This window comes from Pseudomonas fluorescens group sp. PF-1 (assembly GCF_054481335.1).
Genome location: NZ_JBTMNG010000001.1, coordinates 750,831 through 762,500 on the forward strand (window position 1 = coordinate 750,831; position 11,670 = coordinate 762,500).

The 11,670-nt window shown below is 57.8% G+C and carries 11 protein-coding genes (1 of these 11 cut by a window edge); 9 read left to right on the top strand and 2 right to left on the bottom strand.

Going from position 1 to position 11,670, the window contains the following annotated elements:
- Window positions 1–145: 145 nt before the first annotated feature.
- Window positions 146–490: a pentapeptide repeat-containing protein gene (locus ACX3YD_RS03620; protein ID WP_047533298.1), complete on the bottom strand. Its 345-nt coding sequence runs from the start codon at window positions 488–490 to the stop codon at window positions 146–148.
- Between the two features lie 91 nt (window positions 491–581).
- Window positions 582–2,138 carry a bifunctional aminoglycoside phosphotransferase/ATP-binding protein gene (locus tag ACX3YD_RS03625; protein WP_458959279.1) on the bottom strand — a complete coding sequence of 519 codons (1,557 nt, stop codon included), beginning with the start codon at window positions 2,136–2,138 and terminating at the stop codon, window positions 582–584.
- A 115-nt stretch (window positions 2,139–2,253) separates the two neighbouring features.
- Between ACX3YD_RS03625 and mrcB the strand changes: the two genes are divergently transcribed.
- The 9 genes from mrcB to msrQ all read left to right on the top strand — a co-directional run.
- Window positions 2,254–4,578: a penicillin-binding protein 1B gene (mrcB, locus tag ACX3YD_RS03630; protein WP_458959280.1), complete on the top strand. Its 2,325-nt coding sequence runs from the start codon at window positions 2,254–2,256 to the stop codon at window positions 4,576–4,578.
- A gap of 16 nt (window positions 4,579–4,594) precedes the next feature.
- Window positions 4,595–5,329, top strand: coding sequence for a tetratricopeptide repeat protein (locus tag ACX3YD_RS03635; RefSeq protein WP_103406699.1), 735 nt, complete (start codon window positions 4,595–4,597; stop codon window positions 5,327–5,329).
- Window positions 5,329–5,664, top strand: coding sequence for a YqcC family protein (locus tag ACX3YD_RS03640; RefSeq protein ID WP_458959281.1), 336 nt, complete (start codon window positions 5,329–5,331; stop codon window positions 5,662–5,664). The genes ACX3YD_RS03635 and ACX3YD_RS03640 overlap by 1 nt, the downstream gene beginning before the upstream one ends.
- A 574-nt stretch (window positions 5,665–6,238) precedes the next feature.
- Entirely contained in the window at window positions 6,239–7,963 is a 1,725-nt protein-coding gene (locus ACX3YD_RS03645; RefSeq protein ID WP_047539072.1) for an acetolactate synthase 3 large subunit, read from the top strand.
- A gap of 2 nt (window positions 7,964–7,965) precedes the next feature.
- On the top strand, window positions 7,966–8,457 hold the full coding sequence (ilvN, locus tag ACX3YD_RS03650) for an acetolactate synthase small subunit (RefSeq protein ID WP_003205610.1): 492 nt from the start codon (window positions 7,966–7,968) through the stop codon (window positions 8,455–8,457).
- 48 nt (window positions 8,458–8,505) lie between these two features.
- Window positions 8,506–9,522, top strand: a complete 1,017-nt coding sequence (ilvC, locus tag ACX3YD_RS03655) for a ketol-acid reductoisomerase (RefSeq protein WP_458959282.1) — start codon at window positions 8,506–8,508, stop codon at window positions 9,520–9,522.
- A 145-nt stretch (window positions 9,523–9,667) separates the two neighbouring features.
- Window positions 9,668–10,525 (top strand): CDP-diacylglycerol--serine O-phosphatidyltransferase, encoded by an 858-nt coding sequence (gene pssA, locus ACX3YD_RS03660; protein ID WP_090467026.1) that lies wholly within the window; start codon window positions 9,668–9,670, stop codon window positions 10,523–10,525.
- Between the two features lie 63 nt (window positions 10,526–10,588).
- The gene (gene msrP, locus ACX3YD_RS03665; RefSeq protein ID WP_458959283.1) at window positions 10,589–11,602 is read left to right on the top strand and encodes a protein-methionine-sulfoxide reductase catalytic subunit MsrP; all 1,014 of its coding nucleotides are present in this window, start codon (window positions 10,589–10,591) and stop codon (window positions 11,600–11,602) included.
- A protein-coding gene (msrQ, locus tag ACX3YD_RS03670) for a protein-methionine-sulfoxide reductase heme-binding subunit MsrQ (RefSeq protein WP_458959284.1) crosses the window boundary here: on the top strand, window positions 11,602–11,670 show its beginning. Its footprint extends 552 nt past the window's final position; the window shows 69 of its 621 coding nt (coding positions 1–69); the start codon lies at window positions 11,602–11,604; its stop codon lies off the right edge, out of view. The genes msrP and msrQ overlap by 1 nt, the downstream gene beginning before the upstream one ends.

Genomic DNA, 11,670 nt, shown 5'->3' on the forward strand with positions numbered 1-11,670 from the left:
AACGCTTCTAAGCGGCAGATACCTGCAAGGCAGGCATTTGAGTGAGTTCGTCGGGAAAAGAGGCGGAACAGGCAGGATTTTCGGTCAATAAACCCACAGTCCAGCGCGAAGCGGGGGCGCTGGACTTGTCAATTTATACGGGCGATCAGCGAGTGCGATAACGCAAGCGTGTGCCGAAATTCATAGACATCAAAATCTCGTCAGCACTCAGTTCTGCCGGAAAGTAAGTCCCGGAAATCTGCGCGTGGGCCAGGCTTGCGCCTTCAAGCGAAGCGTTGCGAAAGTCGATGCCGCGCAAGTCGGCGGAGCGGAAATATGCATCGGTAAAGTCGACGCCGTCGGCGTTCAACTCACGCAGGTCCAACCCTCGGAAATCACCGCCTACCATGTCGATAGGTCCATCCTTGGGGCGCTCTTTGTTGAAGCCCGTGATGTCATCTTTGTGCAGTAAGGCATAAAGCGGGGTGTCGAGAAGTTTGGGGTGGCTCATGTCATATCACCTGTTGGTTTTATGACGCCAGTATAGTGCCAGTATTTGACAGCCGTGAAGCCGGCGATGACTTCACGGCTCAAATACTTCCCTACAGGCCCGGCAAGCGTTGACGAATCTGCTCCACCACGGTGTCCAGGGTTCCGCTTTCATTGGTCTGGACGCGTTTGCTGCAGAGAATTTCTGCCGGCGTCAGTGCTTCGCGACTGGCTTGCTGGGCTTCGATCACGGCCAGCGTAGCGTCAGACGGGTCCTTTTTATCCGCCTGGCGCAGGGCCAGCCAACTTTCGATCACTGCCTGCGGAGCATTGCAGTCGAGGATCAGAAACGGAGTGCCAGTGGCCTCGGCGACCTTCGCCGCGCTTTCGCGCTGTGCACGCTTGAGGTAAGTGGCATCGATCACTACCGGGAAGCCCGCGTGCAGGATCACGCGGGCAATTTCGTGCAGGCGGCTGTAGGTCGCTGCGCTGGCATCAGCGCTATAAATACCGGCCTGCACGTCATTCTGAACGGTCTGCTCGCCGAACAGACGTTTGCGTTCGACGTCTGAACGCAAGCGAATCGCCCCCAGTGCTTCCACCAGGCGCATGGCCACGTGACTTTTGCCCACAGCGGAAACGCCGTGGGTGATGGCCATGAAGCGCGAAGGAATGGTGCTGTAGCTTTCCGCCAGGTTGGCGTAGTTACGGTACTGGCGTAGGGTGGTGGCACGCTGTACCGCCGTGGCGTCGGCCGGCATGCTGAACAGGGCGACCTTGGCGCGAACCAGTGCACGGTAGGCTTTATAGAAGTTCAGCAGTTCCAGGCCCTGGTAATCGCCTGTCAGCTCCAGGTATTGGCTGATGAAGCGCCGTGCCAGGCTTTTCAGGCCACGGTCCTCGAGGTCCATCGCCAGGAAACCGGTGTCGGCATACGCGTCCGTGAAGCGGAACGGCTCGTTGAATTCGATGCAGTCAAAGATCACGACCTTGCCGTCGATCACCGTGGCGTTGCCCAAGTGGATGTCGCCGTGGCATTCACGGATGAACCCTTCAGCCTTGCGCTGGGCAAACAGCGGCTTGAGGCGTTCGAAGCTGGTTTCAGCCCAGGCTTGCAAAGCTTCCAACTGCTGGAGGTCGGCCTTGTCGCTGAGGAATGGGCGAATTTGTTCGAAGTTTTGTCGTACTGGCGCCATGACGCTGTCCGGTGTGCCTGCGTCGTGTTCGGCAGGGACTTTCGGCGCGCTGAGGTGGAAGCGGGCGATTTGCTCAGCCATTGCATCGATGTGCGCTGGCGTCAGTTCGCCATTGGCTTGCAGGGTGCTGAGCAACTGGCTCTGCGGGAACTGGCGCATCTTCAGGACGTATTCGACGACCGGACCATCGCCGCCCAGTTGCGGGGCCTCGGCGCTGCCGGTAATCGGCAACACTTCGAGGTAAAGATCCTGAGTCAGGCGCTGGTTGAGGCGCAGTTCTTCACCACAGAAATGCTTGCGGGCCTCAAGGCTGGTGAAATCGAGGAAGCCGAAGTTCACCGGCTTCTTCACCTTATAGGCATAAGGGCCGGTAAGCAGAACCCAGGAAATGTGGGTCTCGATAAGCTGGAACCCCTCTACAGGATGCGGATAGAGGGCCGGGTTTTGCAGGGCGGCGATCAGGGACTGGCTCACTGGCGATCCTTCAGAGTCTGGAAAAATACAGGCCGACATTATGGCGGCTGGCCAGCCTAACGCAATCTCGGAGGGCTCCTGTTGAGTATGAATAAAGTGCGTATAATCCGCCGCCATGACTCGTACCCGATCTCCCCGTACCCCTAAAAAACCACCTTCCAGAGGCCTGCACCCCTGGCTGGGCTGGGCCCTTAAACTCAGTCTGGTCGGCCTGGTGGTGCTGGCCGGGTTCGCGGTTTACCTCGATGCCATTGTGCAGGAGAAGTTTTCCGGCAAGCGCTGGACCATTCCGGCCAAGGTATACGCGCGTCCACTTGAGCTGTTCGTCGGACAAAAGCTGAGCCGGGATGACTTTCTCACCGAACTCGACGCCTTGGGTTATCGCCGTGAAAGCGTGGCCAATGGCCCCGGTGCGGCCTCGGTCAATGGCAACACCGTTGATCTGAATACCCGTGGCTTCCAGTTCTATGAAGGCATGGAGCAGGCGCAACCGGTACGTGTGCGTTTTTCCGGCGACTACGTCGCTGAATTGTCGGCGACCAGCGGTGCGAAGCTGTCGGTAGTGCGCCTTGAGCCGTTGCTGATTGGTGGCTTGTACCCGAAAAACCTCGAAGACCGGATTCTGATCAAGATCGATCAGGTGCCGCCGTACTTGCTCGACACCCTGGTGGCCGTTGAGGACCGTGACTTCTATCACCACTTTGGTGTGTCGCCGAAGTCGATTGCCCGTGCAATTTGGGTCAACGGCTCGTCAGGCCGGATGCGCCAGGGCGGCAGTACCCTGACGCAACAATTGGTCAAAAACTTCTACCTGACCAACGAACGCAGCCTGAGTCGAAAACTCACCGAAGCCATGATGGCTTTGCTGCTGGAGCTGCATTACGACAAGCGTGAAATCCTCGAGGCTTATCTGAACGAGGTGTTCATCGGTCAGGACGGCCAGCGTGCGGTGCATGGTTTCGGTCTGGCCAGCCAGTTCTTCTTCAGCCAGCCATTGTCCGAGCTCAAACTGCACCAGGTGGCGTTGCTGGTGGGCATGGTCAAGGGGCCGTCGTCCTACAACCCGCGCCGCTACCCGGAACGTGCGCTTGAGCGTCGCAACCTGGTGCTCGATGTCCTGCAGGAGCAGGGCGTTGCCACGGCCGAGCAGGTTGAAGCCGCGAAGAAGATGCCGTTGGGCGTGACCAAGCGCGGCAGCCTTGCGGACAGCTCGTTCCCCGGCTTCCTCGACCTGGTCAAGCGTCAGCTGCGTGAAGACTATCGCGACGAAGACTTGACGGAAGAAGGTCTGCGCATCTTCACCAGTTTCGATCCGATCCTGCAGATGAAAGCCGAAGCCTCGGTCAATGACACCTTCAAGCGCCTGTCAGGGCGCAAGGGGGCTGATGATGTCGAAGCGGCCATGGTCGTCACCAATCCGGAAACCGGCGAAGTCCAGGCCATGATTGGCAGTCGTCAGGCCAGTTTCGCCGGGTTCAACCGTGCTCTGGATGCTGTGCGGCCGATCGGCTCGTTGATCAAGCCGGCGGTTTATCTGACAGCGCTGGAGAAGCCGAGTCAGTACACGTTGACCAGCTGGCTGTCGGACGAATCCTTTTCGGTCAAGGGTGCGGACGGTCAGGTCTGGAAGCCACAGAACTACGATCGACGGTCTCATGGCACGGTTTTCCTTTATCAAGGCCTGGCGCATTCCTACAACCTGTCGACCGCACGTCTCGGGCTGGCGGTGGGTGTGCCCAATGTTCTGAAGACGCTGGGGCGCTTGGGTGTCAGTCGCGAGTTTCCGGCATTCCCGTCCATGCTACTGGGCGCGGGAGGCATGACGCCGATCGAAGTGGCAACCATGTATCAGACGCTGGCCAACGGTGGTTTCAACACGCCGATGCGCGGGATTCGCAGCGTTCTGACTGCCGAAGGCGAACCGCTCAAGCGTTACCCGTTCCAGATTCAGCAGCGTTTCGATCCGGCTTCCATTTACCTGATCCAGAGCGCCATGCAGCGTGTCATGCGTGAAGGCACCGGCAGCTCGGTCTACAACGTGTTGCCGAAAACCTTGACCCTTGCAGGCAAGACCGGCACCAGTAACGATTCGCGGGACAGTTGGTTTGCCGGGTTTAGCCAGGACTTGCTCGCGGTGGTGTGGCTGGGGCGCGATGACAATGGCAAAACGCCGTTTACCGGCGCTACCGGTGCCTTGCAGGTCTGGACCAGCTTCATGCGCAAGGCCGATCCACTGCCGCTGGACATGCCGCAGCCGGACAATATCGTTCAGGCCTGGGTTGATTCGCGCACGGGGCAAGGCTCTGATGCCAACTGCCCAGGCGCCGTACAGATGCCGTATATTCGCGGCAGCGAACCACCTCCCGGCGCCGCTTGCGGTGGCGATAGCCCCGCTACCGGCGAAACGGTGATGGATTGGGTCAAGGGCTGGATGAATTAAGCAAAGAGGGTATCAAGTGAACAAGTGGTTGATTCCAGCGGTTGCCGCCGTGGCTTTGCTCAGCGGTTGCTCCACCGTACAACGTGGCTCGATTCCGGTAGAAGACTCCGGTACCGCCGTCTCCAACAGCGAGCGAATCTCGAACAATGGCGGTTTCCGGCAGACGACGGTGAAGCGCCCGGCGCAAACCCGCCCGCAGGAAATTCCGCAAGGTGATACCGGTGTTGTCGTGATGGTGCCAGGTGGCGGTGCAACGACTTCAACGCCGATCAGCACCACGCCGATTACGCCAGGCCCGATTACACCGGGCCCGATCGATACCGCACCGGTTCAGTCCGCGCCGATCAATCAAGGCAGCTACAGCATGCCATCGGCGCCGAGCGGGATTCCTTCGGCCAGCTCCGGTGGTCTGTCCGCCGACGAGCAACTGGACGGTCCGGTTCTGGCTCTGTTGACGACTGCGCAGCAACAACAGTCCAGCGGTGATCTCAATGGTGCTTCGTCGAGCCTCGAGCGCGCCCAGCGTGTCGCACCCCGTGAGCCACAAGTGCTTTATCGCCTGGCGCAAGTGCGCATGGCTCAAGGTGATGCGCCGCAGGCCGAGCAATTCGCTCGTCGTGGCCTGACTTTCGCCAACGGTCGCCCGGCACTGCAGGCAAACCTTTGGGAACTGATCGCTCAGGCGCGTGAGAAGCAGGGTGACTCTGCCGGCGCAGCGCTGGCCCGTCAGAAGGCCAAGGTAACGTCGTGATGGACGAGCGCTTTAGCAAAATTGCCGATCAGTTGCTGTTGATCGAACGTGAACTGCGGATTCAGGGCTGGTGGGACGACGTCATGCCAAGCGCAGAGGCGCTTTCCAGTGTCGAGCCATTTTCGGTCGATACACTGGATTTCGAGCAGTGGTTGCAATGGATCTTCTTGCCGCGCATGAAAATGATTCTGGAGCAGGATCTGCCTTTGCCCAGTGCATCGGGGATTCAGGAGATGGCCGAAATGGTCTTCGCTGGCCGTAATGTCCAGGGAAAAGATCGGCAGTTGCAAATGTTGCTCAAAGAGTTCGATGTGCTGATCACAGCTTCTCGCTGAGTTCGATCCCTTGTAGCAACCGGGCTTGTTCGCGATGAGCGCATGCCCGGTTCCTGCATGCCTACTGGCGGTTGTTCGCTATTCGTATCTGCGTTTCGCTGGTGCGGCTCCTGCCGTTGAACGTCATCCAGTCGCTGCATCGCTCCCTGTACTTCCTCTCTCCGTCGCGGATTGTCCAATTCCTTGTCTCGGGTTGCGCAATTGAAGCTAACACTCATGCAGTTTCACGGTTTTTTCTTGCTTTCTCATGTGCTTAGTTCAATAAAGCACATAGACGACTTGACTTGCAGGGGACGAAACAGAAGAATCCAAAGTCCGCTGTAGAGGGACTGCCAGAAGCAGACCCACTCAGCAGATCATGAGGCGCACATCCGCGCCGACCTGTTACACCCGCAACGCGTTACCTCGCGCTGGGTGGGAAAAGCCCGCAACACTTGGGACGATCCCAATACTTGCTCAGTCAGTGCTGACGTAGTCGGCGACCACCGTCGCTCATGCTCTGCTGGGAAGTAAACCTATTAAGACCCGTCCCCTTATATGTGGGCGGTATTCTGGCGTTTTAGAGGTGAACAACGTGGAGCTTTTATCTGGCGGTGAAATGATCGTCCGCTTTTTGCGTGACGAGGGCGTCAAGTATATCTATGGGTACCCGGGTGGTGCCGCACTGCATATCTACGATGCACTGTTCAAAGAACCATCCGTTCAGCACATTCTTGTTCGTCATGAGCAGGCTGCCACTCACATGGCTGACGGTTATGCGCGCGCCACTGGCAAGGCCGGTGTCGTACTGGTGACATCCGGACCGGGTGCGACCAACGTCATTACCGGTATCGCCACTGCGTACATGGACTCGATCCCGATGGTGATTCTGACCGCCCAGGTGCCGAGCACCATGGTCGGCACGGATGCATTCCAGGAAACCGACATGATCGGTATCTCCCGGCCGATCGTGAAGCACAGTTTCATGATCAAGCATCCATCGGAAATCCCGGAAGTCATGAAGAAGGCTTTCTACCTGGCGCAATCCGGTCGTCCGGGCCCGGTAGTGGTCGATATCCCGAAAGACATGACCAATCCGGCCGAGAAGTTCGAATACGTCTTCCCGAAAAAAGCCAAGCTGCGTTCCTACAGCCCAGCAGTGCGTGGCCATTCGGGCCAGATCCGCAAAGCCGTGGAAATGCTGTTGGCGGCCAAGCGGCCAATCATCTATGCCGGTGGCGGCGTCATCATGGGCAACGGTTCCGCACCGTTGACCGAGTTGGCGCAACTGCTGAACGCGCCGGTCACCAACACCCTGATGGGCCTTGGCGCCTATCCGGGTAACGACCGCCAGTTCGTCGGCATGCTCGGTATGCATGGCAGCTACACCGCCAACCTGACGATGCACCATGCCGATGTGATCCTTGCAGTCGGCGCGCGCTTCGACGATCGCGTTATCAACGGTGCGTCGAAGTTTTGCCCGAACGCCAAGATCATTCATGTCGACATCGACCCGGCTTCGATCTCCAAGACCATCAAGGCCGACGTTCCTATCGTAGGTCCGGTGGAAAGCGTACTGACCGAAATGGTCGCCACTTTCAAGGAAATCGGCGAGGCCCCGAACAAGGAAGCCGTAGCCACCTGGTGGAAGCAGATTGAGGAGTGGCGTGGTGATCGCGACATGTTCCCTTACAACAAGGGTGATGGCAGCATTATCAAGCCTCAGACTGTGATCGAGACGCTGAGCGAAGTGACCCATGGCGATGCCTATGTGTCCTCCGACGTGGGTCAGCATCAGATGTACGCGGCCCAGTACTACCGTTTCAACAAGCCGAATCGCTGGATCAATTCCGGCGGCCTGGGCACGATGGGCTTCGGTTTGCCGGCTGCGATGGGCGTGAAACTGAACTTCCCGGATGCTGAAGTCGCCTGTGTGACCGGCGAGGGCAGCATTCAGATGAACATTCAGGAGTTGTCGACCTGTCTGCAACATGGCTTGCCACTGAAGATCATTCTGCTCAACAACGGCGTGCTCGGCATGGTCCGCCAATGGCAGGACATGAGCTACGGTGCGCGTCACTCGCATTCCTACATGGAATCGTTGCCGGACTTCGTCAAGTTGGCTGAAGCCTATGGTCACGTTGGCATGCGCATCACCGACTTGAAGGATTTGAAGCCGATGATGGAGGAAGCGTTCGCGATGAAGGATCGCCTGGTGTTCCTTGACATCAAGGTCGACGCCAACGAGCACGTCTACCCGATGCAGATCAAAGACGGCTCCATGCGCGATATGTGGCTGAGCAAGACGGAGCGTACTTAATCATGCGGCACATTATTTCCTTGCTTCTGGAAAACGAACCCGGCGCTTTGTCTCGCGTAGTCGGCCTGTTCTCGCAGCGCAACTACAACATCGAAAGCCTGACTGTGGCGCCTACCGAAGACCCGACCCTGTCGCGTCTGACGCTGACCACTGTCGGCCATGATGAGATCATCGAGCAGATCACCAAAAACCTGAACAAGCTGATCGAAGTGGTAAAACTGGTCGACCTGTCGGAGAGTGCTCACATCGAGCGCGAACTGATGCTGGTCAAGGTCAAAGCCACCGGCGCCCAACGCGCCGAGATCAAGCGCACCACCGATATTTACCGTGGGCAGATCGTCGATGTCAGCGCCAGCGTGTATACCGTTCAATTGACCGGTACCAGCGACAAGCTCGACAGCTTCATTCAGTCCATCGGCACCGCCTCGATCCTGGAAACTGTACGCAGTGGCGTCACCGGGATTGCGCGCGGCGACAAAGTACTCAGCATCTAAACCAAATTAGCGAATGGCCTGAACGGCCTGGATATATAGGGGAAATTCATGAAAGTTTTCTACGATAAAGACTGCGACCTGTCGATCATCCAGGGCAAGAAAGTTGCCATCATCGGTTACGGTTCCCAGGGCCACGCCCAAGCGTGCAACCTGAAAGACTCCGGCGTTGACGTTACCGTTGGTCTGCGTAAAGGTTCGGCCACCGTTGCCAAAGCCGAAGCTCACGGCCTGAAAGTGACCGACGTTGCTACCGCTGTCGCAGCGGCCGACCTGGTCATGATCCTGACCCCGGACGAGTTCCAGTCCTCGCTGTACAAGAACGAAATCGAGCCGAACATCAAGAAAGGCGCCACCCTGGCCTTCTCCCACGGCTTCGCGATCCACTACAACCAGGTAGTGCCGCGCGCTGACCTCGACGTGATCATGATCGCGCCGAAAGCTCCAGGCCACACCGTACGTTCCGAGTTCGTGAAGGGTGGCGGTATTCCTGACCTGATCGCGATCTACCAGGACGCGTCTGGCAACGCCAAGAACGTTGCTCTGTCCTACGCTGCCGGTGTTGGCGGTGGTCGTACCGGCATCATCGAAACCACCTTCAAGGACGAGACTGAAACCGACCTGTTCGGCGAACAAGCCGTTCTGTGCGGTGGTACCGTTGAACTGGTTAAAGCTGGTTTCGAAACGCTGGTTGAAGCTGGCTATGCGCCAGAGATGGCCTACTTCGAATGCCTGCACGAACTGAAGCTGATCGTTGATCTCATGTACGAAGGCGGTATCGCCAACATGAACTACTCGATCTCCAACAACGCCGAATACGGCGAGTACGTGACCGGCCCGGAAGTGATCAACGCCGAATCCCGTCAGGCCATGCGCAACGCCCTGAAACGTATTCAGGACGGCGAATACGCCAAGATGTTCATCAGCGAAGGTGCTACCGGCTATCCTTCGATGACCGCCAAGCGTCGCAACAACGCCGCTCACGGTATCGAAATCATCGGCGAGCAACTGCGCTCCATGATGCCGTGGATCGGTGCCAACAAGATCGTCGACAAAGCCAAAAACTAAGTCACGTCCTTGTACGAAAAACGCGGCCCAGGCCGCGTTTTTTCGTTTGGCGGGCCGGTTCTGGTATAAAGCTGCATCGTTTGCGGTGCGAACCGTTGCCGCAGACATCTGTCGAAACTTTCCACCCCGTTGCAAGGTATTGTCCATGAGCGAACGTCCCGAAGAGCCAAACCAGGCTTCTGACGCCGAAAGCCTGCTGCCCATCGATGAGCATGTTGAAGAAGGGCATGACGCTGAAGGCCGCAAAGTCCGGCATCGTGGTATCTATCTTCTGCCGAATCTGTTCACCACTGCGAATCTGTTCGCAGGGTTTTACTCCATCATTAACTCCATGAGCGCACAGAGCGCCCTGAGTGCGGGTGATTCGATTGGCGCGAGCAAGTATTTTGCTTTCGCAGCCATCGCAATTTTCGTCGCCATGGTGCTCGACGGTCTCGATGGCCGTGTCGCGCGCATGACCAATACCCAGAGTGCCTTCGGTGCCGAGTACGACTCGCTGTCGGACATGGTTGCCTTCGGTGTGGCTCCGGCCTTGCTGGCATTTGGTTGGGCGCTGGGCGACATGGGCAAGGTCGGCTGGATGGTGGCTTTCATCTATGTAGCGGGCGCGGCATTGCGTCTGGCGCGTTTCAACACCCAGGTCGGCACCGCCGATAAGCGCTACTTCATTGGTCTGGCCAGTCCGGCTGCTGCTGGCGTCGTGGCAGGGATTGTCTGGGCGTTCAGTGACTACGGTATCCAGGGATCCAAGATGTCCTTCCTGGTGGCTTTGATGGTCGCGGCTGCGGGCATGCTGATGGTCAGCAACATCAAGTACAACAGCTTCAAGGAGCTGGACCTCAAGGGGCGTGTGCCTTTCGTGGCAATCCTGGCCGTGGTGCTGGTCTTCGCCGTAGTGTTCAGCGATCCTCCGCGCATCCTGCTGCTGGTTTTCCTCGCGTACGCGGCTTCCGGTCCGGTGCAGTACTTGTTACATCTTCGTCGGCGCAAAAGCGTCGATTGATGTAATTTCCCTCATACTCCGCAGTCTGTTGGTGCATCTGTTCTCCAATGCTGCGGAGTAGCCATGCTGATCAAAATCCCCAAGGCGTCTGACTGTCATGAGTCGGACGTCACGCCTGAATCCTGTTATCTCTCTCGACGTCATGTATTGGGCGCTGCCGTTGGCGGCTTGGCGCTGAGCGGGCTGCCTCGCTGGGCTAGCGCCAATGAGGCGGGGCGTTATTCGGATGTTGAACCTGGCAAGGCGCCTTCCTGGTTCAGCGAAAAACTTCCTTCCACCCGTTGGGATGCAGTCGCCGTGAAGGATGAGGCGATCACGCCTTTCAAGGATGCTACCCATTACAACAACTTCTATGAGTTTGGCACCGACAAAGGTGATCCTGCAGCCAATGCCGGCGCGTTAAAGACTGAGCCCTGGACTGTGGTGGTGGATGGCGAAGTGGGTAAGCCGGGACGCTATGCACTCGAAGACTTCATGAGGCCTTATCAGTTGGAAGAGCGGATCTACCGCCTTCGCTGTGTGGAGGCCTGGTCGATGGTCATTCCATGGATCGGTTTTCCCGTCTCGGCGTTACTCAAGCAAGTAGAGCCAACGTCAAAAGCCAAATTCATTCGTTTTGAAACGCTGCAGGATCCCAAGAACATGCCGGGGCAGCGATCCGGATTCGCCTTGATCGACTGGCCCTATGTAGAAGGGTTGCGCATGGATGAGGCGATGAACCCGTTGGCGATTCTGGCGGTTGGGATGTACGGGCGTGAGTTGCCGAATCAGAACGGGGCGCCGTTGCGTCTGGTAGTGCCATGGAAGTACGGCTTCAAAAGCATCAAGTCCATTGTGCGGATCAGTCTGGTCGATGAGCAGCCCAAAACGACCTGGCAGAGTATTGCCCCGGACGAATATGGCTTCTATGCCAATGTGAATCCTGCGGTTGACCATCCACGCTGGACACAGGCTCGTGAGCGTCGCTTGCCGAGTGGCCTTCTCAAGCCCAACGTACGTGATACGCAAATGTTCAATGGCTACGCTGATGAAGTGGCGTCTCTATATAGCGGGCTCGATTTGCGGAAGAACTACTGATGCGGTATCCGCTTTGGCGTGTCGGTGTCTTTATTGTCGCGTTGGTGTGGCCCCTGTTCTGGTTGTAT